Below are 22,930 nucleotides of genomic sequence, written 5' to 3' on the forward strand. Positions count from 1 at the left end.
CCACCGTCCCATCTCCCCGTTTCTCCTTGCCACCGAACCAGCCGGACGAGCAAGGTCGCAGGGACACCGCTCGGATGACGGGGGGAGCGGTGTCACACACGCTTGGCACATCGGGGGACAGCACCATGCTGCGTATGCACTTCACCGCTGGGGACATCGCCCGTACGCGGGTCGCCGACGGGCCGGATCCGTTCTGGGAATCGGTACTGAGCCTGCATCAGGTATGGGCGAGGCGCCCCGAGCCCGACCTGGTCGGCTGGCGGGAGCGCGTCAACAGGAACGCGCGGGCGCCGCTGGACCTGCTACTGCCGCTCGTTCCCGCCCGCGGCTACTTCCCGGACTTCCTCACACCCGCGGCGAGCGCCGAAGGCTTCGAAGCGGGCCTGGACGCCGTGCTGTCCACGCCGCGGTGCGAACTACGCGACCAGATCGGCCGGTTGGCGACCAGCGGTTCTCCTCTTGGCGGATGGGCCCGCTCTGTCGCCGAGGGCACGGCACCCGCGCTCCGGCGGCTCGGCGAAGCCATGCGCGACTACCAGCGCATCGCGTTCGGCCCGTCGTGGCAGCGCGTCCGCGCACGGACCGAGCCCGACCGCACCTGGCGCGCCCGCACTCAGTGGTACAGCGGCACGGACGCCATGCTCCGCACCTTCGGTCCCGGAATCCGCTGGCGTCCGCCCGTGCTGGAGGCCGACTATGCGGTGGACAGGGACATCCACCTGGCCGGTCGCGGGCTGCTGTTGATCCCGTCGTACTTCTGCCGCCACAAGCCGGTCGCGCTGGCCGACCCGTCCCTGCCGCCGACACTCGTCTATCCGGTCTCGCCGAGCCCTCCGGCGGCGGGCGCGCCCCTGACGGCCGACGCCGCAGGCTCGCATCTCGCGCGCCTCCTCGGACACACCAGGGCCGCGGTCTTCCAGACCCTCGGCGGCGACTGCACCACCACCGAACTGGCCCGCCGAGCCGGCGTATCCCTCTCCTCCGCCAGCGAACACGCCGCAGTCCTACGCGAAGCCGGCCTGATCTCCAGCACCCGCCAACGCAACGCCGTACACCACTCACTCACCCCGGTGGGCCTCGCCCTCCTCGACGGCCGCCCCGCCCAGGCACCGGGTGACGCCCATCCCATCAGCGCTCGTTTCAGCACTCGATGATGTTCACCGCGAGCCCGCCCCGCGCCGTTTCCTTGTACTTCACGGACATGTCGGCGCCGGTGTCCTTCATGGTCTTGATGACCTTGTCGAGGGAGACCTTGTGGGAGCCGTCGCCGCGCATGGCCATCTTCGCGGCCGTGACGGCCTTGACCGCGGCCATGCCGTTGCGTTCGATGCAGGGGATCTGGACCAGGCCGCCGACCGGGTCGCAGGTGAGGCCGAGGTTGTGTTCCATGCCGATCTCGGCGGCGTTCTCGACCTGTTCCGGGGAGCCGCCCAGGACTTCGGCGAGGGCGCCCGCGGCCATGGAGCAGGCCGAGCCGACCTCGCCCTGGCAGCCGACCTCGGCGCCGGAGATGGAGGCGTTCTCCTTGAAGAGCATGCCGATGGCTCCGGCGGCGAGCAGGAAACGGACGACTCCGTCCTCGTCGGCGCCGGGCACGAAGTTGAGGTAGTAGTGCAGGACCGCCGGGATGATGCCCGCCGCGCCGTTCGTCGGGGCGGTGACCACTCGGCCGCCCGCCGCGTTCTCCTCGTTCACGGCCATCGCGTAGAGCGTGATCCACTCCATGGCATGCGCCAACGGGTCACCCTCCGCCCGGAGTTGACGTGCAGAGACGGCCGCCCTACGGCGGACCTTCAGGCCGCCGGGCAGGATGCCTTCGCGCGACATGCCGCGTGCCACGCAGGCCTGCATCACCCGCCAGATCTCCAACAGACCGGCCCTGATCTCGTCCTCGGTGCGCCAGGCACGTTCGTTCTCCAGCATCAGCGCGGAGATCGACAAGCCCGTCTCCCGGGTCAGGCGCAGGAGCTCGTCGCCGGTGCGGAAGGGGTACTTCAGGACCGTGTCATCGAGCTTGATGCGGTCGGCTCCCACCGCGTCCTCGTCGACGACGAAGCCGCCGCCCACGGAGTAGTAGGTCTTCGTCAGGAGTTCGGCGCCGGCAGTGTCGTACGCCCAGAGCGTCATGCCGTTCGCGTGGTACGGCAGCGTCTTGCGGCGGTGGAGGATCAGGTCGTCGTCGAAGGAGAAGGGGATCTCTCGCTTGCCGAGCAGGTTCAGGAGCTTCTCGGAGCGGATCGCGTCCACGCGCTCGTCCGCCGTCTCGACGTCCACGGTCCGCGGGGAGGCGCCCTCCAGACCGAGCAGTACCGCCTTCGGGGTGCCGTGGCCGTGCCCGGTCGCGCCCAGGGAACCGTACAACTCGGCGCGGATCGAGGCGGTCGGGGCCAGCAGGCCCTCGTTCTTCAGGCGGCGGGCGAACAGGCGTGCCGCGCGCATCGGGCCGACCGTGTGGGAGCTGGACGGGCCGATGCCGATCGAGAAAAGGTCGAAGACGGAGATGGCCACGGTGACTCCTAATAACGGGGTGGTGCATGGGGAGGGGCACCGCGCACGTACGTCTCAGTGTGCGCGGTGCCCCGAAGAAAGCGCCCGAACAAGTCGTACGGATAAGTCGTACGGAACGTACGGACTTACTTCAGGCCCGCGTACTTACTTCAGGCCCGCGTACTTACTTCAGGCCCGCGTACAGCGGGTGCTTGTCGGCCAGCGCGGACACCCTGGCCTTCAGCGACTCGGCGTCGGCCTCCCCGAAGGGAGAAGCCGCCTTCAGCGCATCGGCGATGATGTCCGCGACCTCGGCGAAGTCCTCGGCCCCAAAGCCGCGCGTGGCGAGGGCGGGCGTACCGATCCTGAGCCCTGACGTCACCATCGGCGGGCGGGGGTCGTTCGGGACGGCGTTGCGGTTGACGGTGATGCCGACCTCGTGGAGGCGGTCCTCGGCCTGCTGCCCGTCGAGTTCGGAGTGGCGCAGGTCGACCAGGACGAGGTGTACGTCCGTGCCGCCGGACAGCACCGAGACGCCGGCCGAGGTGACGTCGTCCCGCATCAGGCGCTCGGCGAGGATCCGCGCGCCCTCCAGCGTGCGCCGCTGGCGCTCCTTGAACTCCTCGGAGGCCGCGACCTTGAAGGAGACGGCCTTGGCGGCGATCACGTGCTCCAGAGGACCGCCCTGCTGACCGGGGAAGACAGCCGAGTTGATCTTCTTCGCGAGTTCGGCCGTGGACAGGATCACGCCACCGCGCGGACCGCCCAGGGTCTTGTGCGTGGTGGTCGTGACGACATGCGCGTGCGGGACGGGGTTCGGGTGCAGACCGGCAGCGACCAGGCCCGCGAAGTGCGCCATGTCGACCATCAGGTACGCGCCGACCTCGTCGGCGATGCGGCGGAAGGCGGCGAAGTCCAGCTGTCGCGGATACGCCGACCAGCCGGCCACGATCAGCTTCGGCTGGGACTCCTTGGCCAGCTTCTCAACCTCGGTCATGTCGACCTGGCCGGTCGCGTCGTCCACGTGGTACGCGACGACGTTGTAGAGCTTGCCGGAGAAGTTGATCTTCATGCCATGGGTCAGGTGCCCGCCATGGGCGAGGTTCAGGCCCATGATCGTGTCGCCGGGCTTGAGCAGGGCGAACATCGCGGCGGCGTTGGCCTGGGCGCCCGAATGCGGCTGGACGTTGGCGTGTTCGGCGCCGAAGAGCTCCTTGATCCGCTCGATGGCGATCCGCTCGACGACGTCGACGTGCTCACAGCCGCCGTAGTAGCGGCGGCCCGGGTAGCCCTCGGCGTACTTGTTGGTGAGGACCGAACCCTGGGCCTCCATGACCGCGACCGGAGCGAAGTTCTCCGAGGCGATCATCTCCAGGGTGGACTGCTGACGGTTCAGCTCGGCGTCGAGGGCGGCGGCGACGTCCGGGTCGAGTTCGTGCAGGGGCTGGTTCAGAAGCGACATCAGTCAGGAGTCCTTCAGGAGGCGGAGTCGGAGCCGGAGAATTCGGTGTACTCGGCGGCGGAGAGCAGGTCCTTCGGCTCCTCCGCGATTCGTACCTTGAACAGCCAACCGCCCTCGAAGGGCGCGGTGTTCACCAACGCCGGGTCGTCCACGACGTCCTGGTTGATCTCGGTGACCTCACCGGTGACCGGCGAGTACAGATCGCTGACCGACTTCGTCGACTCCAGCTCGCCGCAGGTCTCGCCCGCGGTCACCGTGTCGCCCACCTCGGGGAGCTGTACGTACACGACATCGCCGAGCGCGTTGGCCGCGAACTCGGTGATGCCGACCGTCGATACGCCGTCCTCGGCGACCGACAGCCACTCGTGCTCCTTGCTGTAGCGCAGCTGCTGGGGAATGCTCATGGCCTGAATTCTCCTGTACGCGGGGGAAGGGTGATGAACGGGTTGTCGTGCGTGACGAGACCCGGAGACGACGCGAGACACGACACGCGGATACGAGACGGCACACGGGAACGTACGCCACGTCGCCGCGCCGCCGAACCGCCGGCGGGACTACTTCTGGCGCTTGTAGAACGGCAACGCCACGACCTCGTACGGCTCGTGGCTGCCCCGGATGTCCACGCCGACACCGGGCGTGCAGGGTGCGGAGTGCGCGGCGTCGACGTACGCCATCGCGATCGGCTTGCCCAGGGTCGGCGAGGGCGCGCCGGAGGTGACCTCGCCGACGACCTTGCCGCCGGCGACGACCGCGTACCCGGCGCGCGGGACGCGACGGCCCTCGGCGATCAGGCCGACGAGGACGCGCGGCGGCGACGACTCGGCGCGGGCGGCGGCCGCGGCGAGCGCCTCGCGGCCCACGAAGTCGCCCTCCTTCTCGAACTTCACGACCCGCCCGAGCCCCGCGTCGAAGGGGGTGAGCGAGGTCGAGAGCTCATGCCCGTACAGCGGCATGCCCGCCTCCAGCCGCAGCGTGTCCCGGCAGGACAGGCCGCAGGGGACGAGGCCCGCCGAGGATCCCGCCTCGGTCAGCGCCTGCCACAGCTTCTCCGCGTCGGCCGGCGCGACGAACAGCTCGAAGCCGTCCTCGCCGGTGTAGCCGGTCCGCGCGATCAGGGCCGGGACGTCGGCGACCGTGCCGGGCAGGCCCGCGTAGTACTTCAGGCCGTCCAGGTCGGCGTCGGTGAGCGACTTCAGGATGCCGGGGGACTCGGGGCCCTGGATTGCGAGCAGGGAGTACGCGTCACGGTCGTCGCGTACGACGGCATCGAAATCCCCGTGAGCCGCAGCGCGCTCCGTCAGGGCGTCCAGGACCACCTGGGCGTTGGAGGCGTTGGCCACGACCATGTACTCGGTCTCTCCGAGCCGGTACACGATCAGGTCGTCGAGGATGCCGCCGTCCTCGCGGCAGATCATGGTGTAGCGGGCGCGGCCGACCTTGACGCTCCCGAGGTTCCCGACCAGCGCGTAGTCGAGCAGGGCGGCGGCCTCCGGTCCGGTGACCGTGATCTCGCCCATGTGAGAGAGGTCGAAGAGACCTGCTTTCGTACGTACGGCCAGGTGCTCGTCGCGCTCGGAGCCGTACCGCAGGGGCATGTCCCAGCCGGCGAAGTCGGTCATCGTGGCGCCGAGCGAGCGATGCAGGGCATCGAGTGCTGTGTGGCGTGGAGTGGTGCTGCTCATCGGACGGGCTCCCAAGGCATGACGGCGAGGTCGTTCCTCCCCATCTGTCATCGGAACCTGAGAGGTTCGCCATGACCGGTACGGTCACTGGCTTGCACCGTGGGTGGAGCCGCCGCCCTGACTACCAGGAGACAGCCCGCTTTTCAGATGTGCCTCGCCCGCGCGGTAACGGGGCCTGAGAGATTCAAGGGAGGGACTTGCTCCTTCGGCGCCCGGACACCCGTACACCTTCGTGTACACGTACCCGGAACTCTCCCGCGCGGATTCAAGCGGCCGGTATGCAGTTGGCGCGCACATCATCGCACGCATCGGTGCGGCACGGCAGGGGGGTCATTCACAGCGGGCCCACAGGCGTTCACAGTGATCTGTGACGGGGTTGTGGCAGGGCAAGAACGAAAACGAATGGGTGCACGCATTACCTTCTCTTTACACTCGACGGGGATGGGTCTTCCGACCCGATGGGGAGGACGAACAGCGTGAACAGGACCACGGCTTACGCGACCGGTGCCGCCGTCGCACTGCCCAAGCAGCCCGCTGTCCCGGCTGCCCCGGCCAGGGAGGCGTGCGGCCCGTTCCCGGCGCCCGTCGTCCGTGATCTACGGGAGCGGGCGGGACACAGTCCGCACGGCCTGCGCTTCGGCGCGGCCGATCTCGTCGTAGTCACGGGCCTGCCGGGCAGCGGCAAGTCGACCCTGATGCGCCGCGCCGTGACGGGCGTACGCATCGACTCGCAGGACACCCGCGACCGCTGGGACCACCGCCTGTCCCGCTTTCTGCCGTACGCGGTCTACCGCCCCCTCGTACGGGCCGCGCACTACGCGGGCCTGCGCCGCGCCCTGCGTTCCGGCGAGGGAGTCGTCGTGCACGACTGCGGCACCCAGGCCTGGGTGCGCAACTGGATCGCGCGCGAGGCCCGGCGCCGCGGCGGCACGCTGCATCTGCTGCTCATCGACGTCCCGCCGGACACGGCCCTGGACGGCCAGCGCGAGCGCGGCCGCGGCGTCTCGCGGTACGCCTTCGCCCGGCACCGCGCCGCGGTCGCCCGACTGCTCCGCTCCGTGGAGAAGGGCGACCTGCCGGAGGGCTGCGGTTCGGCGGTCCTCATCGACCGGTCGGCGGCGGATGTGCTGCGGCGGATCGACTTCGGTGACGGGCGCTCCGCTGGGTGAGGCGGTTCTACGCTGCGGGTGCGTTGTGGCTGGTCGCGCAGTTCCCCGCGCCCCTGAAAGGGGCGCGGCAACGCACCGGACTTCGGCAAGTCCACCTAGGCGGGCGCTAGGGTTTTCCGGCGCAGCGTTTGCTGTGCAGCAGTGGATTTCGAGCAGGTGGTAGAGGCAGATGGACTTCCCGGCACAGGCGCACCCCCATCCCCATGTCGGCTGGCCCGGCAACGAGTTGGAGGAGGTGCTCGCCGCGTCCCTCGGCGCCCCGGCGGGGCCGTCGGCCGGGGCCCGGATCGTGGAGGTCCTCGGCCGCAGCTTCCTCTGGGTGCCACTGCCGAACGGCGGCGGCCCGCACAGCGGCCCGCTGGACCTGCCCGCGATGGAGCTCGACGGACAGGCGTATGTCCCGGTCTTCAGCTCGGAGCAGCAGTTCCGGCAGATCGTCGGCGACCACATGCCGTACACGATCGCGCCCGCCGTCGAGTTCGCGCGCGGGCTGCCGCCGCAGGTGGGCATCGCGGTGAACCCGGAGGGCACGGTCGGCATCCCGCTGCCCCCGCCCGCCGTCGCCGAACTGTGCCGCGCCGGCCGCAGCGAGCTGGACGGTCCCGCGGGCGGCGGCCGGGTCCGCCTGTACGAGCCCGACTGGCAGCAGGACCCGGTGGACTTCCTGACGGCCGCAGCGACCGAGTTCGAAGCCACTGGTGCCGTACGAACGGCCCGCCGCTGCCTGGCAGCCATCGAAACAGCGGATCCGGTCCTGTTCATAGGCGTAGAACTGACCTCCTGGGACCCGGAAGCCCGAGCCCGCCCCCTGGACGCCTTGGGCAGAGCCCTAACCCGAGCCCCAGCCCCCTGGCCAGTAAACCTGGTCTTCCTGGAAGCAGCGGCAGACCCAGTAACCACCTGGCTACGAGAACGGGTCCGCCCCTTCTACACAGGCCAGCTGTAGGAGCCCCTTCAGGGGCGCGGGGCTGCATCAATATGCGGCTCCGCCGCGATGGGGGTCCCCCCGCTCATGGGGGTCCCCCCGCTCGAGCGAAGCCGAGAGTGGGGGAGAAGCCGAGAGTGGGGGAGCGATCAGCCACGACGCACCCGCAGCCCGCAATCAACAAGGAGCCCCGAGCTCAAATCGGCACTTACAGCGGAGGCCAGCGACAACTGCTCAAGCCAGCGCAGCGCATAAGCTGGTTTCATATCCGAGTCAACTTCACGAAGGGGCGGTACAGGTGAGCGCCAGCGGCATCGCGGCCGGGCAGGTCGAGCACATGCTGCGCCAGGTCACGCCCGGGCGTTACGACGCCTACGAGGCGCTCCTGCGGGCGCTCGCGACCCCTTCGGCGGGCCAGATCTGGATGCTGCTCTGGCACGGCCAGGCCGGCTCACCGGACGCCCAGTACGGGAACATGGAGGTGGAGGGCTTCAGCTACGCGCCCTGCGTCACCTCCGCCCAGGAGCTCTCGGCCAGCGGCTGGAACCGTTCGTACGAAGTCGTCGACGGTCTCGATGTGGCCCGCACCCTCTACCCCGACCACTACGGCCTGTGGCTGAACCCGCACGCGCCCGGCGGCGGCGTCGGCGTCCCCTGGCTCGACCTGCGCCGTATCGCCACCGGGATGGAGCGGCAGCCCGCGGGACCGCTCCGGATGGCCGAGCCGAGCATCGAACTCCCGCAGTTCTACGCCCTCCTCGCACAGAACGCGCATCGCACCGCCGCCGTGCGCTCGCTGCGCCGCGCCTGGGTACAGCCCGCGCTGGGCGCCCCGTATCTGGCCATCGGCCTCGATGTGTACGACACGAGTCCGCCCGCCGTGGACTCGGTGCGGGCGATGATGCAGCAGTCGATCGGTGCCGTGCCGGAAGGGCTGCCGGTGTCGACCGTCGCGATGTCCGACGAGTACGACCCGGTGGCCATGTGGATGCGGGCCATGACGCGACCGTTCTACGACCGCGAGGCCCACGCGGCCCCCGCACAGGCACCGGTGGCGGGCGGCTACGGCTACCCGGATTCTTACTGACCTCTCGTACTGACCCGCTCGTAATGCCAGGCTCGTACTGTCACGCTCGTATTGACGCGCCGTCGGACTCTTTCCGGGCCCGGCTGACCCCGGCTGCCCTGTCTGACCCGCACGTTCGGCTTCTGTTCGACCTCGATTCGACTTCGGATCCGGTTCGGGTTTATTGTCCCGATCTACGCGAGTAAACGCGGCGTGTGACTCTTGAGTATCAACTGTCCCGCGTCCGGAGCTCGCTACATACCGTTCGGATAACGGAACGTCCGAGACAGCATCACGTTTAGGCATCCATTCACCGCCAGGTCTGGCAACAGATCGCTGAACCGTTGAAGACTCCGGCTTCGGGGGTGTTCGCCCCTGTGTACGACGGACTGATCACGCCGCTTACAAGCGGCATGTGGGGGCCGGCTACAGCCGGTTGAGAGGGGTCGCTGCCACGATGACGGCACCATTGCACGAGCCGACCGCGGAAGCGGCCCCGAGTGCTGCCGAGGAGGCGGTGCTCGCCGGCTCCGCCGAGGGCAAGGCGGTACAGGGGCGTTCCCTCGGCCGGATCGCCTGGGAGCGCCTCAAGCGCGACAAGCTGGCCCTGACGGGCGGCATCGTCGTGCTCGTACTGATCGCGATCGCACTGCTCGCACCGGTGATCACCAACCTGGTCGGGCAGGACCCCGAGACGCACCACGAGGATCTGATCGACCCTCTCTTCTCGACTCCCAAAGGCTCCTTGGGCGGCATCAGCGCGGACCACCCCTTCGGCGTCGAACCGGTCAACGGGCGTGACGTGTTCGCCCGGATCGTCTACGGCGCCCGTATCTCGCTCCTGGTCGGCTTCCTGTCCGCCCTCGTCGCGGTGGTGCTCGGCACGGTTCTGGGTGTTCTCGCCGGCTACTTCGGCGGCTGGCTGGACGCGGTCATCAGCCGTGTGATGGACGGTCTGCTGGCGTTCCCTCAGCTGCTCTTCATCATCGCGCTGGTCTCGGTCATGCCGAACGAGATGCTGGGCCTCACCGGCACAGGCGTGCGCATCTTCGTGATGATCCTGGTGATCGGCTTCTTCGGCTGGCCCTATGTCGGACGCGTGGTGCGCGGCCAGACACTCTCGCTGCGTGAGCGCGAGTACGTCGAGGCCGCCCGCAGTCTCGGCGCCGGGCGGCTGTACATCCTGTTCAAGGAGCTGCTGCCCAACCTCGTCGCGCCCATCATCGTGTACACGACGATGATGATCCCGACCAACATCCTCACCGAAGCGGCCCTCAGCTTCCTGGGTGTGGGCGTCAAGCCGCCCACCGCCTCCTGGGGGCAGATGCTCTCGAGCGCGATCGACTACTACGACTCGGATCCCATGTACATGGTGATCCCGGGTCTGGCGATCTTCATCACCGTGCTTGCCTTCAATCTCTTCGGCGACGGCGTGCGCGACGCGCTGGATCCGAAGGGTTCCCGCTGAACTGCCGTACCCCCAGGGCCCGTCACTGTCGGCGGGCCGCTACACACACGGAGGATCCGAGTGATTACCCAACGCACCAAAGGGCGGCGTAAAAAGGCCGTGGCCGCCGCAGCCTTGGCCGCTGCGCTGCTGGCCACGGCGGCGTGCGGCGGCGGCGGCACCGACGACGGCGGGGAAGGCGGCGCGGCCGGCTTCGACGCCGCCAACAACAAGGTCGCCCAGGCTTCCGAGGCCAAGAAGGGCGGCGAGCTGAAGTTCGCCGGCGTCCAGGACGCCGACTCGTGGGACACCACGCGCGGCTACTACGGCTTCGCCTGGAACTTCATGCGCTACTACAGCCGCACGCTGGTGACCGGCAAGGCGGAGCCCGGAGCGAAGGGCGCCGAGGTCACCCCGGACCTCGCCACCAGCACGGCGAAGATCACCAACGACGGCAAGACGTACACGTACACGCTGCGTGACGGGGTGACCTGGGAGGACGGCAAGCCGATCACCTCCAAGGACGTCAAGTACGGCATCGAGCGCCAGTGGGCGCAGGACGTGCTGTCCGGCGGCCCGGTCTACCTGAAGGACGTGCTCGACCCGAAGGGCGAGTACCCGGGCCCCTACAAGGACAAGTCCCCGGACAAGCTGGGTCTGAAGGCGATCGAGACGCCCGACGACAAGACCATCGTCTTCAACCTGCCCGCGGCCAACTCGGACTTCGAGGACATGCTCGGCATGGCCTTCGCCTCGCCGGTCCGTCAGGACAAGGACACCAAGTCCAAGTACGGCCTGAAGCCGTTCTCGTCCGGCCCGTACAAGTTCCAGTCGTACACGCCGAACAAGAAGCTGGTCCTGGTCCGCAACGAGAACTGGAAGCAGGCCTCGGACCCGGTCCGCAAGGCCTACCCGGACAAGATCTCGCTGACGCTGTTCACCAACGCCAATGACATGGACCAGCGCCTGATCAACGGCGACTACGACCTGGACATCAACCAGACCGGCATGTCCCCGCAGGGCCGCACCACTGCCCTGAAGGAGCACAAGGGCAACCTGGACAACCCGGTCTCCGGCTACGTCCGCTACGCGGTCTTCCCGCAGACGGTCAAGCCGTTCGACAACATCCACTGCCGCAAGGCCGTGATCTACGGCGCCGACCACGAGTCGCTGCAGACCGCGCGCGGTGGCCCGGTCGCCGGTGGCGACATCGGTACCAACATGCTGCCGCCGTCCGTGCCGGGCGCCGAGGGCCAGAAGTACGACCCGTACGACATGGCCGGTGCGGACAAGAAGGGCAACGTCGCCAAGGCCAAGGAAGAGCTGAAGGCCTGCGGTCAGCCGAACGGCTTCAAGACCACCATCGCGGTCCGCAACAACAAGCCGGTCGAGGTGGCCACCGCCGAGTCGCTGCAGGCGTCCCTGAAGAAGGTCGGCATCGACGTCGAGATCGACCAGTACGACGGTGCGCAGACCACCGGCATCATCGGCAGCCCCGAGAACGTGAAGAAGAAGGGCTACGGCATCATCATCATGGGCTGGGGTCCTGACTTCCCGACCGTCCAGGGCTTCGGTCTGCCGCTGTGGAACAGCAAGTACATCCTTGAGAGCGGCAACAACAACTTCGCGATGATCGACGACAAGACGATCGACGGCCTCTTCGCCGACTACGTCACCGAGCTGGACGAGGCGAAGAAGGAGCAGATCTCCACGGAGATCAACCACAAGGTCATGGAGGGCGGCTACTACCTGCCCTTCGTCTTCGAGAAGTTCATCAACTGGCGCGGATCCAACCTGGCGAACGTCTACACGACCGACAACTACAGCGGTCAGTACGACTTCGTGAACCTGGGCCTCAAGAAGTAATTCCGACCGGCGCACCCGCCATACGGCACGAAAGGCAGGTGAAGGCCGGCGCGGCGTAACCCGTGGGCCACCGGAAGACCTCCGGTGGCCCACGGTCCGCCGCCGGGCCGAGAGCAGTGCTCGCATACCTCTTCAGGCGGCTCTTCGCCGCCGCAGTGATGCTGGTGGTCATCATTCTGGTGGTCTTCTGCATCTTCTTCCTCGTCCCCAGGTGGGCGGGCGTGGACCCGGCCACGATGTTCGTGGGCAAGCAGGCCGACCCGCAGGCCATCGAGGACGTGCGGCAGAAGCTCGGCCTCGCCGATCCGATCCTCGTGCAGGTCTGGGAGTTCTTCAAAGGCCTCTTCGCGGGTCGCACGTACGCGGCCGGCGGTGACGTCACGGAGTGCGCGGCGCCGTGCTTCGGCTACTCCTTCCGCAACGAGCAGGCCATCTGGCCGGTGCTCACCGACCGCTTCCCGGTCACCCTGGCCCTCGCGCTCGGTGCCGCCGTTCTGTGGCTGCTGTTCGGTGTCGCGGCGGGCGTGCTCTCCGCGCTCAAGCGCGGCTCCCTGTGGGACCGCGGCGCGATGGTCGTCGCCCTCGGCGGCGTCTCGCTCCCCATCTACTTCACCGGCCTGCTGTCGCTGGCGATCTTCAGCTACGGACTCGGCTGGCTCGACGCCCAATACGTCCCGCTCGAGGAGAGCTTCGGCGGCTGGCTGGGCGGCATGATCCTGCCCTGGATCACCCTCGCCTTCCTCTACGCGGCCATGTACGCCCGTATCACCAGAGCGACCATGCTGGAGATCATGGGCGAGGACTACATCCGCACCGCCCGAGCCAAGGGCCTGCGCGAACCCGTCGTCATAGGCAAGCACGCCATGCGCTCCACCATGACGCCGATCCTGACCATGCTCGGCATGGACCTCGGTGCTCTGATCGGCGGCGCCATCCTGACCGAGACCACGTTCAGCCTGCCGGGCCTCGGCGCCGCCGTGCTCAAGGCGATCAGCGACAAGGACCTCCCGGTGATCCTGGGCGTCACGCTGATCACCTCGCTCGCGGTGATCGTCGCCAACCTCGTCGTGGACATCCTGTACGCCGTGATCGACCCCCGAGTGAGGCTCGCATGACCGAACTCAGCAAGAGCGGGTCGGCGCTGGGCGAGCCCGTCAAGGACTCGCCCGCCCCGACCGCCTTCCTCGAAGTCCGCGACCTGAAGGTGCACTTCCCGACCGACGACGGACTGGTCAAGTCCGTCGACGGGCTCAGCTTCTCGCTGGAGAAGGGCAAGACCCTCGGCATCGTGGGCGAGTCCGGCTCCGGCAAGTCGGTGACCTCGCTCGGCATCATGGGCCTGCACACCACCGGCCAGTACGGCAAGCGCAAGGCGCAGATCTCCGGCGAGATCTGGCTGGACGGCACGGAACTGCTCACCGCCGACCCCGACCACGTACGCAAACTGCGTGGCCGCGAGATGGCGATGATCTTCCAGGACCCGCTGTCGGCGCTGCACCCGTACTACACGATCGGCCACCAGATCGTGGAGGCGTACCGCATACACCACGACGTCGACAAGAAGACCGCACGGCGGCGTGCGATCGAGATGCTCGACCGTGTGGGCATTCCGCAGCCGGACAAGCGCGTCGACGGCTACCCGCACGAGTTCTCCGGCGGTATGCGCCAGCGCGCGATGATCGCGATGTCGCTGGTCAACAACCCCGAACTGCTCATCGCGGATGAGCCGACGACCGCCTTGGACGTGACCGTCCAGGCGCAGATCCTCGACCTGATCCGGGATCTGCAGAAGGAGTTCGGCTCCGCGGTCATCATCATCACCCACGACCTGGGCGTCGTCGCCGAGCTCTCCGACGATCTCCTGGTGATGTACGGCGGCCGCTGCGTCGAGCGTGGCCCCGCCGAGAAGGTCTTCTACGAGCCCCGCCACCCCTACACCTGGGGCCTGCTGGGCTCGATGCCGCGCCTCGACCGCGAACAGCAGGAGCGGCTCATCCCGGTCAAGGGCTCCCCGCCCTCGCTGATCAACATCCCGTCGGGCTGCGCCTTCAACCCGCGCTGCCCGTACGCGGACGTCCCCAAGGACAACGTCACCCGCACGGTCCGCCCCGAGCTGACCGAGGTCGGCAGCCAGCACTGGGCCGCCTGCCATATGACGCAGGAGCAGCGGGAGCGTATCTGGACCGAAGAGATTGCGCCCAAGCTGTGAGTGAGAAACCCGAGGACGCGGCAGTGACCACATCCGCACAGAGCGACGGCGCGGGCCCGAAGCCGGCCGCGGGGACGACCCTCACCAAGGACGCCGCCCCCGGCGAGACCCTGCTGAAGGTGACCGGGCTCCAGAAGCACTTCCCGATCCGCAAGGGCCTGCTCCAGCGGCAGGTCGGCGCGGTGCGCGCGGTCGACGGCATCGACTTCGAGGTCAAGTCCGGCGAGACGCTCGGCGTCGTCGGCGAGTCGGGCTGCGGCAAGTCGACGATGGGCCGGCTGATCACCCGGCTGCTCGAACCGACCGCGGGCACCGTGGAGTTCGAGGGCAGGGACATCACGCACCTGGGCGTCAGTGGTATGCGCCCGATGCGCCGCGACGTCCAGATGATCTTCCAGGACCCGTACTCGTCGCTGAACCCGCGCCACACGATCGGCACCATCATCGGGGCCCCCTTCAAGCTCCAGGGCGTCACGCCCGAGGGCGGCATCAAGAAGGAGGTCCAGCGGCTCCTTTCGGTGGTCGGCCTCAACCCCGAGCACTACAACCGCTATCCGCACGAGTTCTCCGGCGGCCAGCGCCAGCGCATCGGCATCGCCCGCGCGCTCGCGCTCAACCCGAAGCTGGTGGTGGCGGACGAGCCGGTCTCCGCCCTGGACGTGTCGATCCAGGCGCAGGTCGTGAACCTGCTGGACGACCTCCAGCAGGAGCTGGGCCTGACGTACGTGATCATCGCGCACGACCTGTCCGTCGTACGCCATGTCTCGGACCGTATCGCGGTGATGTACCTCGGCAAGATCGTCGAGCTCGCGGACCGTGAGTCGCTCTACAAGGCGCCGATGCACCCGTACACCAAGGCGCTGATGTCGGCCGTGCCCATCCCGGACCCCCGGCGCCGGGCCGCCAAGAGCGAGCGCATCCTGCTCAAGGGCGATGTGCCCTCGCCGATCTCGCCGCCGAGCGGCTGCCGCTTCCACACCCGGTGCTGGAAGGCCACGGAGATCTGTACGACCAAGGAGCCGCCGCTCCTCGAGCTGAAGCCCGGTCAGCAGGTGGCCTGCCACCACCCGGAGAACGCCGAGGACCAGGCGCCGCAGGACACGGTGCTGCTGACGGCCGCCAAGGAGGCGGTGGAGCTGGTACCGGACGCGGTGGTGTCGGCGGACGCGGCGCAGAAGGCCCGGGCGGAGGCGACGGGCGAGGAGCCCGAGGACGCCAAGTAGCAGCCCACGCATACGGAAGCGGGAGAGCGCACACGCGCTCTCCCGCTTCTGTGCGCGGGGAGAGATGTGGTGCGCGGGGGAGATGTCACGTGGCTGACATCTCAAAAGCTACTGCTTAGTAGTTAGTTGTTGTACCGTTCAGGCATGTCAGAAGCAGCTCTCGTACAGGCAGCGATCGGCGACAGCGAGTTCGACCGCGACACCGCGGTCACGCGCCGCGCCCCCGGCGTCTACGACATCGACCTGTCTGCCGGATGGACGATCATCAACGCCGTCAACGGCGGTTACCTGCTGGCCGTTCTGGGCCGCGCACTCGCGGACGCCCTGCCGCACGGCGACCCGTTCACCGTTTCCGCGCACTACCTGACCGCGTCCGAGCCGGGTCCGGCAGTCGTCCGCACGGATGTCGTACGCACCGGCCGCACCCTGTCGACGGGTCAGGCCTCCCTCTTCCAGTACGACGACGCGGGCCGGGAGGTCGAACGGATCCGCGTCCTCGCCTCCTACGGGGACCTGGACGCGCTCCCCGACGACGTACGGACGATGGCGAAGCCGCCCGCGATTCCGCCGCTCGACCAGTGCTTCGGGCCCGCCGACTCGCCCGGTCCCGTACCCGGCAGCTCCGCCATCACCGACCGGCTGATGCTCAAGCTCGACCCCTCCACCCTGGGCTGGGCCCTCGGTTCGCCGTCCGGCAAGGGGGAGATGCGGGCCTGGTTCGGGCTCGCCGACGGCCGGGACGCAGACCCCCTCTCGCTGCTGCTCGCGGTCGACGCGCTGCCGCCGACCGCCTTCGAACTGGGCCTGTCCGGCTGGGTCCCGACCGTCGAGCTGACCGTGCACATCCGCTGCCGTCCGGCGCCGGGTCCGCTGCGGGTCTCGATCACCACGCGCAACCTCGCCGGCGGTTTCCTGGAGGAGGACGCCGAGGTCTGGGACAGCGCGGACCGGCTGGTGGCGCAGTCGCGACAGCTCGCACGGGTCAGGCTCTGACCTATTGCACGCAGGCCTGTTGCGCGCAGGCCCGTTGCGCGCAGGATGGCGAAAGGGCGCGTACGGCAGCTTCGTACGCGCCCTTTCGCCATCCTGCGTGCGCGTCCTTGCGCGGGGGAGGTCACCCCAGCCAGTGCCGGCGTCCGACGGCGATCAGGCGCATCCGGCGGGTCGCCACCCGGAGGACCTGGTCCTGCTCCTCGGGGGACGCGTCCAGGAGGTTGGAGGCGGTCATCAGCATCTGGTCGACGTACAGGCCCGCGAGCATCAGCAGGTCGTCGTCGCTCCAGCCGGCCGACTCCGGGTGTTCGGCCAGCGCGGTCCTCACCTCGTCGGTGAACCGGGCGAGTTGCTCCGCGATCGCGGCCCGGACTTTCTGGACCCCGCCGTTCCGTTCGCGGGCGATAAAGCGGATGTGGGCTGGGTACTCGCGTACGTGACGGGCGATCAGCTCGACGGCGCGCTGGATACGTTCGTCGCCGTCACCGGCCGCGGACACCGTGCCGGCGATCACCGTGTGCAGGCTGCCCAGCGCCTCCTCGACCAGGGCCACCCCTAGATCCGCCGTCGAGGGGAAGTGCCGGTAGAAGGCGGTCGGGGCGACGCCCACGGCCCTGGTGACCTCGCGCAGCCCCAGACTGCTGAGGCTCTGCTCCTCCAGCAGGCTCAGCGCGGCGTCCAGGAACGCCTGCCTCGTCTTCTGCTTTCGGGCCTGTCGGACGCCGAGTGTGTGACTCATGCCATGCAGTTAACAACTGTTCTCTGTGATTTGAAAAGTCAGGGACGCGCTAGACTCGTTAGTCAGTGAACGACTGTAACTACAAGCGTTCACCGACTTGCGAACTTCAACCGACCAACGAACACGACCCCACGACATCACGAGAGGCATCCCATGCTGTTCCTCGTCGCGGCACTCCTGCTGCTGGGCGTCGTCCTGGGCACCGTGGCCCACGCGCCGCTCCCCGTCACCCTCGTCGCCGCCGCGGTCATCGGCGCCTGGCTGGCCGTGTTCGCGGCCCGCGAGCGTCACTCGCGCCGCCGCGAGAACACCAACTGACAACGTCCCTACGCCTGTTGGGAGCAGACCCATGCAACTGACCACCGCCGCGCCCCAGCGCCGTAACGCCGTCCGTCGCGACGCCGACGGCATGGCCGTGGCGTCCTTCATCCTCGGACTCGTGGGCCTCCTGGTCTTCAACATCTTCCTGGGCCCCATCGCCATAGCCCTGGCATCCGTGGCCCTCTACCGCAACACCACCCGGCCCCGCCGCGCCTACCTCGGCCTGGGCCTCGGCATCGCCGACCTCCTGGTCCTGGCGGCCTTCATGTCGGCTGACAACACGTTGTCGTGGAGCCTCGGCGGCTGACGGACTGGCCCAGCGGAGTCACACATCGGCGGGCTCTAGAATTGGGCCACCATGGCATACCTCGACCACGCCGCGACCACCCCGATGCTCCCGGAGGCGGTCGAGGCAATGACCGCCCAGCTGAGCGTCGCCGGCAACGCCTCGTCCCTGCACGCAGCCGGCCGCCGCGCGCGGCGAACCGTCGAGGAAGCCCGCGAAACCCTGGCGGCAGCCCTCGGCGCACGCCCCAGCGAGGTGGTCTTCACCTCGGGCGGCACCGAGGCCGACAACCTCGCCGTCAAGGGCCTGTACTGGTCCCGCCGCGACGCCGACCCGGCCCGCACCCGGGTCCTGGCCAGCCCCGTCGAGCACCACGCCGTCCTCGACGCCGTGCACTGGCTCGGCGAACACGAGGGCGCCACAGTCGAGTACCTCCCGGTCGACGCGTACGGCCGCGTCCACCCCGAAGCCCTGCGCGAGGCCATCGCCCGTAACCCCGACGATGTGGCGCTCGCCACGATCATGTGGGCGAACAACGAGATCGGCACGGTGCTGCCGGTCCGTGAACTGGCCGATGTCGCCGCCGAGTTCGACATCCCGCTGCATGCCGATGCCGTCCAGGCCTTCGGCCAGCTTCCGGTCGACTTCGGTGCTTCCGGGCTCGCCGCGATGTCCGTCTCCGGTCACAAGATCGGCGGCCCGTACGGCATCGGTGCTCTGCTCCTCGGCCGCGAGCACAGTCCCGTACCCGTCCTGCACGGCGGTGGCCAGGAGCGTCACGTCCGCTCCGGGACTCTGGACGTGCCCGCCGTCGCCGCGTTCGCCGTCGCCGGGCGGACCGCCGCCGAGCAGCGCGAGTGGTTCGCCCGGGAGATCGGTGCGCTGCGGGACGACCTGGTCGACGCCGTACGCAAGGCCGTCCCCGACGCCATCCTCGGCGGCGACCCGGCCGGCGAGGGCCGACTGCCCGCGAACGCCCACTTCACGTTCCCCGGCTGCGAGGGCGACTCACTGCTGCTGCTCCTGGACGCCCAGGGCATCGAGTGCTCCACCGGCTCGGCGTGCACGGCGGGCGTGGCCCAGCCCAGCCATGTCCTCCTCGCCACGGGCGCCGACCCGGACCTGGCCCGCGGCACCCTCCGCTTCTCCCTGGGCCACACCTCCACGGAGGCCGACGTCGAAGCGGTGGCCAAGGCGATCGGCCCGGCGGTGGAGAGGGCGCGGACGGCAGGGCTGAGCTAAGCGGGCTCGCCGAAGTTCGGTGCGCTCACGCGTTTGCGCTGCGCGCCGCACGTACCAGCCGCATGTACTTGTCCCAGTCCCAGCCGTCCCCGGGGTCCGTGTGGGTCGCCTCCGGCACCTCGATGTGGCCGATGATGTGCTTCCGGTCCACGGGTATCTTGTGCCGCGCGCAGAGCCGGGCGGTCAGCTGTGCCGACGCGCGGTACATCTCGTCCGTGAAGTCCTCCGGACGGTCCACGAAGCCCTCGTGCTCGATGCCTATGCTCCGCTCGTTGTACTCCCGGTTCCCCGCGTGGTACGCCACGTCCAGCTCGCGGATCATTTGGGCGACATGCCCGTCCTTGCGGAAGATGTAGTGCGCCGCCGCGCCGTGTGCCGGATTCTGGAAGACCTTCACCGCCGAGTCGAAACTGCCCTGCGTGACATGGATGATGACCATGTCAATCGTGTAGTCGGCGGGCCGGTCCGCCATCCGCCAGTTCGCCGAGGACGCGGCGACCCACTGGGCGCCCGTGAAGTCGACCTCTCCCTCTTTCCGCGGCTTGCGCATGCCGGGCACCTTCCACATGTCCCGGGCCATCCCCTCGCGCATGGCGCCGTCCTGCGCCATCTGGTCCCAGCCCAGCACGGCCCCGCCCACGGCAGCCGCGGCCCCACCGACGATCAGCGCCCGCCGGCCGATGGGCCGCCCTGCCTCCTTCTCCCGGCGGTGTCTGCGGGGGGACTCCGGCCGGGGCTGAGGGGACTCCGGGCGGGGCTCCTGCCGGGACTCCTCCCGGGAGTCCGCCGCCCGCAGACCTGACCACTGATTCGTCCAGTCCTCTCCCATGAAAGGGCCAACGGATACCCGCGGGCCCCGGTTCCCGGAGACCCGTACCCTGGAAGCGTTATGACAGAGATCTCACAGCGCCCCCTTCGCGTACTCGCCGCCATGTCCGGCGGTGTGGACTCCGCCGTCGCCGCCGCCCGCGCCACGGAAGCCGGCCACGACGTGACCGGTGTCCACCTCGCCCTTTCGGCGAACCCGCAATCGTTCCGCACGGGCGCGCGTGGCTGTTGCACCATCGAGGACTCGCGCGACGCCCGCCGCGCCGCGGACGTGATCGGCATCCCCTTCTACGTATGGGACCTCGCCGAGCGTTTCCGGGAGGACGTGGTCGAGGACTTCGTCGCCGAGTACGAGGCCGGGCGCACCCCGAACCCCTGCCTGCGCTGCAACGAGAAGATCAAGTTCGCGGCCCTGCTCGACAAGGCCCTCGCCCTGGGCTTCGACGCCGTCTGCACCGGTCACTACGCCAAGGTGATCGTGAACGACGACGGCACGCGCGAGCTGCACCGCGCCTCCGACATGGCCAAGGACCAGTCGTACGTCCTCGGAGTCCTCGACGACCGCCAGCTCGCGCACGCTCTCTTTCCGCTCGGCGACACGGTCACGACGAAGGACGAGATCCGCGCCGAGGCCGAGCGCCGGGGCCTTGCCGTCGCCAAGAAGCCGGACTCGCACGACATCTGCTTCATCGCCGACGGCGACACCCAGGGCTTCCTTGCGAACCGGCTGGGCAAGTCGGAGGGCGACATCGTCGACGAGTCGGGTGACAAGGTGGGCACCCACGAGGGCGCGTACGGCTTCACGATCGGCCAGCGCAAGGGGCTCCGCATCGGCACGCCCGCCCCCGACGGCAAGCCGCGCTACGTCCTCGACATCTCGCCGGTGAACAACACGGTGACCGTGGGTCCCGCGGCCTCCCTGGACGTCCGCGCCCTGACGGCCATCAAGCCCCGCTGGTGCGGCGCGGCCCCCACCGGCCCCGGCACCTACACGGCCCAACTCCGCGCTCACGGAGGCGAGACGACGGTCACGGCCGAACTTGTCGACGGCTCCCTGGAGGTCACCTTCACCGCGCCCGTCCGCGGCGTCGCCCCCGGCCAGGCGATCGTCCTGTACGACGGCACGCGGGTGGTGGGCTCGGCGACGATCGCCACTACGGTGCGGGCGACGACTGCGGTCGCCTAGTCGGCCAGGTTGGTGGCTTGGTCGGCCTGGCCGGCCTGGTTTCGGTCAGATGACTTTCACTTCGTAGAAGCACACGTGGTTCTTGATCTCCGCGACCTCCGGCTTCGGGTCCGGGTAGGTCCAGACGAGGTCGGGGGCGCCGGGCACTGACCAGTAGGACGCGTCGCCCTTGAAGGGGCAGTGGGTGTGGGTGTCCGAGGGCGTCAGCAATTCGGTGCGTACGTCCTCCATAGGCAGGTAATAGCGCACGGGCAAGCCAGTTTCGCGCAGCAGCAAGGGGCGTGTACTCTCCGCGAGCACCTGCCCGTCGTGCACCACGCGTACGTGCTCGGTGCCCTGCTCGATGGTGATGCGGTGGCCTGCGGTCACGTTCCGGCTCCTCGCGTAGGGGTCTCACCGGGTGCAAGCGCACGTCGCCGGCGGATTCTTCCCTGACATCGTCTGGATCAGGAGTCCCTATGGGAGCCACACGACTGAGCCGCTACCGCAAGAGCCTTGCCCACCAAGTGACTTACGCGCTGCGGAACCCCAAGAAGGTGCCCCCGTACGCCCGCCGGGCCGCGCGTGACGCCTGGTTGCGGCTCAGGTACCGCGACCACATCGCGTACTACCGGGCTGTGATGGCCTCCGACGCCGCGCGCAGCACGGAGGCGGCGGTGGGCCACAACCCGTCACGCGAGCGGTGGGCGAAGCTCGGGCGCATGCAGTTCGACTACCTGGTGGGGCACGGCCTGAAGCCGCAGCACAGGATGCTGGAGATCGGCTGCGGGAACCTGCGCGCCGGGCGGCTGTTCATCGACTACCTGGAGAGCGGCAACTACTACGGGATCGACATCTCGCCGGACATCCTGATCGCGGCCCAGGACACCCTCGTACGAGAAGGTCTCCAGGACAAGCTGCCCCATCTGACGCTCACGGACGATCTGACCTTCGCCTTCCTGCCCGACGCGTCCTTCGACGTGATGCACGCGCACAGCGTGTTCTCGCATTCGCCGCCGGACGTCATCGAGCAGTGTCTCGCCAACGTGGGCCGTGTACTCGCGCCCGGCGGGTGGTTCGACTTCACCTTCGACCGGACCGAGGGCCGCGAACACCAGGTGCTGCACGAGGACTTCTACTACCGCACCGAGACGCTGGTCCAACTGGCCGCGAAACACGGCCTTTCGGCCCAGTTCATGGACGACTGGGAGAAGCTGCCGCACGGTCAGTCGAAGCTCCGCGTGACCCACATGTCAGAGGTGGCCCGTACCGTGAAGCCATGAACATCTGCGTCTTCCTCTCGGCCGCCGACCTCGACGCGCGCTATACGCGTCCCGCCCGCGAGTTCGCCGAACTGCTCGGCAAGGGTGGGCATGCCCTGGTGTGGGGCGGTTCGGATGTCGGGCTCATGAAGGTCGTCGCCGACGGGGTGCAGGAGGCGGGTGGGCGGCTGATCGGGGTCTCCGTGGAGTTCCTGGCGGCCAGGACGCGGCCGGACGCCGACGAGATGGTGGTGGCGCGCGATCTCGCCGAGCGGAAGAGACTGCTTCTGGAGAAGGCCGACGCCGTGGTGATCATGGTCGGCGGGACCGGCACGCTGGACGAGGCGACGGAGATCCTGGAGCTGAAGAAGCACGGCCACACCACCAAGCCGGTGGTGCTGCTCAACACGGCGGGCTTCTACGACGGCCTCAAGGAGCAGTTCCGGCGCATGGAGGACGAAGGCTTCCTGCCGGTGCCGCTGACCGACCTGGTGTTCTTCGCCGAGGAGCCGGTGGGAGCGCTGGCGTACCTGGAGGAGTCGTTGGGCCAGCGGTGAT

23 protein-coding genes and 2 riboswitches are annotated in these 22,930 nt (G+C 68.8%); of the genes, 16 read left to right on the top strand and 7 right to left on the bottom strand.

The window, feature by feature from the left end; all coding sequences use genetic code 11:
* Positions 1-134: 134 nt before the first annotated feature.
* The gene (locus G6048_RS09980) at positions 135-1,154 is read left to right on the top strand and encodes an ArsR/SmtB family transcription factor (RefSeq protein WP_235989575.1); all 1,020 of its coding nucleotides are present in this window, start codon (positions 135-137) and stop codon (positions 1,152-1,154) included.
* On the opposite strand, the gene G6048_RS09985 is transcribed toward G6048_RS09980, so the two are convergent.
* The 4 genes from G6048_RS09985 to gcvT form a co-directional block, all read right to left on the bottom strand.
* Complete coding sequence (locus G6048_RS09985) at positions 1,141-2,508, bottom strand: L-serine ammonia-lyase (RefSeq protein WP_165339108.1); 1,368 nt, start codon at positions 2,506-2,508, stop codon at positions 1,141-1,143. The genes G6048_RS09980 and G6048_RS09985 overlap by 14 nt on opposite strands.
* Positions 2,509-2,671: 163 nt before the next feature.
* Positions 2,672-3,949, bottom strand: coding sequence for a serine hydroxymethyltransferase (glyA, locus tag G6048_RS09990; RefSeq protein WP_165339109.1), 1,278 nt, complete (start codon positions 3,947-3,949; stop codon positions 2,672-2,674).
* A 14-nt stretch (positions 3,950-3,963) separates the two neighbouring features.
* Positions 3,964-4,353: a glycine cleavage system protein GcvH gene (gene gcvH, locus G6048_RS09995; RefSeq protein ID WP_165339110.1), complete on the bottom strand. Its 390-nt coding sequence runs from the start codon at positions 4,351-4,353 to the stop codon at positions 3,964-3,966.
* Positions 4,354-4,503: 150 nt separating this feature from the next.
* Positions 4,504-5,631: a glycine cleavage system aminomethyltransferase GcvT gene (gene gcvT / locus G6048_RS10000; protein WP_165339111.1), complete on the bottom strand. Its 1,128-nt coding sequence runs from the start codon at positions 5,629-5,631 to the stop codon at positions 4,504-4,506.
* A 34-nt stretch (positions 5,632-5,665) separates the two neighbouring features.
* Positions 5,666-5,784, bottom strand: a riboswitch (glycine riboswitch).
* Positions 5,785-5,899, bottom strand: a riboswitch (glycine riboswitch). It lies immediately after the preceding riboswitch.
* 208 nt (positions 5,900-6,107) lie between these two features.
* Here gcvT and G6048_RS10005 point away from each other — a divergent pair.
* From G6048_RS10005 to G6048_RS10045, 9 genes are all read left to right on the top strand, one after another.
* Positions 6,108-6,800 carry an AAA family ATPase gene (locus G6048_RS10005; RefSeq protein WP_328825727.1) on the top strand — a complete coding sequence of 231 codons (693 nt, stop codon included), beginning with the start codon at positions 6,108-6,110 and terminating at the stop codon, positions 6,798-6,800.
* A gap of 169 nt (positions 6,801-6,969) precedes the next feature.
* A complete protein-coding gene (locus G6048_RS10010) occupies positions 6,970-7,746 on the top strand; it encodes an enhanced serine sensitivity protein SseB (protein WP_165339113.1) in 777 nt (258 codons plus the stop codon).
* A gap of 277 nt (positions 7,747-8,023) precedes the next feature.
* Positions 8,024-8,812: an enhanced serine sensitivity protein SseB C-terminal domain-containing protein gene (locus tag G6048_RS10015; protein ID WP_165339114.1), complete on the top strand. Its 789-nt coding sequence runs from the start codon at positions 8,024-8,026 to the stop codon at positions 8,810-8,812.
* A 436-nt stretch (positions 8,813-9,248) separates the two neighbouring features.
* On the top strand, positions 9,249-10,259 hold the full coding sequence (locus tag G6048_RS10020; RefSeq protein WP_165339115.1) for an ABC transporter permease: 1,011 nt from the start codon (positions 9,249-9,251) through the stop codon (positions 10,257-10,259).
* A gap of 60 nt (positions 10,260-10,319) precedes the next feature.
* Positions 10,320-12,104, top strand: coding sequence for an ABC transporter substrate-binding protein (locus G6048_RS10025; protein WP_165339116.1), 1,785 nt, complete (start codon positions 10,320-10,322; stop codon positions 12,102-12,104).
* 116 nt (positions 12,105-12,220) lie between these two features.
* A complete protein-coding gene (locus G6048_RS10030; RefSeq protein WP_165339117.1) occupies positions 12,221-13,219 on the top strand; it encodes an ABC transporter permease in 999 nt (332 codons plus the stop codon).
* The gene (locus G6048_RS10035) at positions 13,216-14,313 is read left to right on the top strand and encodes an ABC transporter ATP-binding protein (protein ID WP_165339118.1); all 1,098 of its coding nucleotides are present in this window, start codon (positions 13,216-13,218) and stop codon (positions 14,311-14,313) included. Before G6048_RS10030 ends, G6048_RS10035 begins: the two co-directional genes overlap by 4 nt.
* Before the next feature lie 23 nt (positions 14,314-14,336).
* The gene (locus G6048_RS10040; RefSeq protein ID WP_328825728.1) at positions 14,337-15,536 is read left to right on the top strand and encodes an ABC transporter ATP-binding protein; all 1,200 of its coding nucleotides are present in this window, start codon (positions 14,337-14,339) and stop codon (positions 15,534-15,536) included.
* 144 nt (positions 15,537-15,680) lie between these two features.
* Positions 15,681-16,529: a thioesterase family protein gene (locus G6048_RS10045; protein WP_165339120.1), complete on the top strand. Its 849-nt coding sequence runs from the start codon at positions 15,681-15,683 to the stop codon at positions 16,527-16,529.
* Positions 16,530-16,650: 121 nt separating this feature from the next.
* Here the strand turns inward: G6048_RS10045 and G6048_RS10050 are convergent, their stop codons facing one another.
* Positions 16,651-17,268, bottom strand: coding sequence for a TetR family transcriptional regulator (locus tag G6048_RS10050; RefSeq protein WP_165339121.1), 618 nt, complete (start codon positions 17,266-17,268; stop codon positions 16,651-16,653).
* Positions 17,269-17,421: 153 nt separating this feature from the next.
* On the opposite strand from G6048_RS10050, the gene G6048_RS10055 reads away from it, so the two are divergent.
* Genes G6048_RS10055 through G6048_RS10065 form a run of 3 tightly spaced genes read left to right on the top strand, consistent with a single transcriptional unit; the run spans position 17,422 to position 19,117 of the window.
* The gene (locus tag G6048_RS10055) at positions 17,422-17,586 is read left to right on the top strand and encodes a hypothetical protein (protein WP_165339122.1); all 165 of its coding nucleotides are present in this window, start codon (positions 17,422-17,424) and stop codon (positions 17,584-17,586) included.
* Positions 17,587-17,617: 31 nt separating this feature from the next.
* Positions 17,618-17,896 carry a DUF4190 domain-containing protein gene (locus tag G6048_RS10060; RefSeq protein ID WP_165339123.1) on the top strand — a complete coding sequence of 93 codons (279 nt, stop codon included), beginning with the start codon at positions 17,618-17,620 and terminating at the stop codon, positions 17,894-17,896.
* 51 nt (positions 17,897-17,947) lie between these two features.
* On the top strand, positions 17,948-19,117 hold the full coding sequence (locus G6048_RS10065; RefSeq protein ID WP_165339124.1) for a cysteine desulfurase family protein: 1,170 nt from the start codon (positions 17,948-17,950) through the stop codon (positions 19,115-19,117).
* 25 nt (positions 19,118-19,142) lie between these two features.
* Here the strand turns inward: G6048_RS10065 and G6048_RS10070 are convergent, their stop codons facing one another.
* Positions 19,143-19,946, bottom strand: coding sequence for an N-acetylmuramoyl-L-alanine amidase (locus G6048_RS10070; RefSeq protein ID WP_165339125.1), 804 nt, complete (start codon positions 19,944-19,946; stop codon positions 19,143-19,145).
* A gap of 60 nt (positions 19,947-20,006) precedes the next feature.
* Between G6048_RS10070 and mnmA the strand changes: the two genes are divergently transcribed.
* A complete protein-coding gene (gene mnmA / locus G6048_RS10075; RefSeq protein WP_165339126.1) occupies positions 20,007-21,131 on the top strand; it encodes a tRNA 2-thiouridine(34) synthase MnmA in 1,125 nt (374 codons plus the stop codon).
* A 45-nt stretch (positions 21,132-21,176) separates the two neighbouring features.
* On the opposite strand, the gene G6048_RS10080 is transcribed toward mnmA, so the two are convergent.
* Complete coding sequence (locus tag G6048_RS10080) at positions 21,177-21,500, bottom strand: DUF427 domain-containing protein (protein WP_165339127.1); 324 nt, start codon at positions 21,498-21,500, stop codon at positions 21,177-21,179.
* Positions 21,501-21,589: 89 nt separating this feature from the next.
* Between G6048_RS10080 and G6048_RS10085 the strand changes: the two genes are divergently transcribed.
* Complete coding sequence (locus tag G6048_RS10085; protein ID WP_206341402.1) at positions 21,590-22,393, top strand: class I SAM-dependent methyltransferase; 804 nt, start codon at positions 21,590-21,592, stop codon at positions 22,391-22,393.
* Positions 22,390-22,929 carry an LOG family protein gene (locus G6048_RS10090; protein WP_165339128.1) on the top strand — a complete coding sequence of 180 codons (540 nt, stop codon included), beginning with the start codon at positions 22,390-22,392 and terminating at the stop codon, positions 22,927-22,929. Before G6048_RS10085 ends, G6048_RS10090 begins: the two co-directional genes overlap by 4 nt.
* Position 22,930: the final 1 nt, after the last annotated feature.

Source organism: Streptomyces ureilyticus (assembly GCF_011045025.1).
Classification (GTDB): domain Bacteria; phylum Actinomycetota; class Actinomycetes; order Streptomycetales; family Streptomycetaceae; genus Streptomyces; species Streptomyces ureilyticus.

What these genes read in the sequence shown, in the direction of transcription:
- G6048_RS09980 (WP_235989575.1), top strand. Translation starts at nt 135, where the DNA reads ATGCACTTCACCGCTGGGGACATCGCCCGTACGCGGGTCGCCGACGGG.
- glyA (WP_165339109.1), bottom strand. Translation starts at nt 3,949, where the DNA reads ATGTCGCTTCTGAACCAGCCCCTGCACGAACTCGACCCGGACGTCGCC.
- gcvH (WP_165339110.1), bottom strand. Translation starts at nt 4,353, where the DNA reads ATGAGCATTCCCCAGCAGCTGCGCTACAGCAAGGAGCACGAGTGGCTG.
- gcvT (WP_165339111.1), bottom strand. Translation starts at nt 5,631, where the DNA reads ATGAGCAGCACCACTCCACGCCACACAGCACTCGATGCCCTGCATCGC.
- G6048_RS10010 (WP_165339113.1), top strand. Translation starts at nt 6,970, where the DNA reads ATGGACTTCCCGGCACAGGCGCACCCCCATCCCCATGTCGGCTGGCCC.
- G6048_RS10020 (WP_165339115.1), top strand. Translation starts at nt 9,249, where the DNA reads ATGACGGCACCATTGCACGAGCCGACCGCGGAAGCGGCCCCGAGTGCT.
- G6048_RS10035 (WP_165339118.1), top strand. Translation starts at nt 13,216, where the DNA reads ATGACCGAACTCAGCAAGAGCGGGTCGGCGCTGGGCGAGCCCGTCAAG.
- G6048_RS10045 (WP_165339120.1), top strand. Translation starts at nt 15,681, where the DNA reads ATGTCAGAAGCAGCTCTCGTACAGGCAGCGATCGGCGACAGCGAGTTC.
- G6048_RS10050 (WP_165339121.1), bottom strand. Translation starts at nt 17,268, where the DNA reads ATGAGTCACACACTCGGCGTCCGACAGGCCCGAAAGCAGAAGACGAGG.
- G6048_RS10055 (WP_165339122.1), top strand. Translation starts at nt 17,422, where the DNA reads ATGCTGTTCCTCGTCGCGGCACTCCTGCTGCTGGGCGTCGTCCTGGGC.
- G6048_RS10060 (WP_165339123.1), top strand. Translation starts at nt 17,618, where the DNA reads ATGCAACTGACCACCGCCGCGCCCCAGCGCCGTAACGCCGTCCGTCGC.
- G6048_RS10065 (WP_165339124.1), top strand. Translation starts at nt 17,948, where the DNA reads ATGGCATACCTCGACCACGCCGCGACCACCCCGATGCTCCCGGAGGCG.
- G6048_RS10070 (WP_165339125.1), bottom strand. Translation starts at nt 19,946, where the DNA reads ATGGGAGAGGACTGGACGAATCAGTGGTCAGGTCTGCGGGCGGCGGAC.
- mnmA (WP_165339126.1), top strand. Translation starts at nt 20,007, where the DNA reads ATGACAGAGATCTCACAGCGCCCCCTTCGCGTACTCGCCGCCATGTCC.
- G6048_RS10085 (WP_206341402.1), top strand. Translation starts at nt 21,590, where the DNA reads ATGGGAGCCACACGACTGAGCCGCTACCGCAAGAGCCTTGCCCACCAA.
- G6048_RS10090 (WP_165339128.1), top strand. Translation starts at nt 22,390, where the DNA reads ATGAACATCTGCGTCTTCCTCTCGGCCGCCGACCTCGACGCGCGCTAT.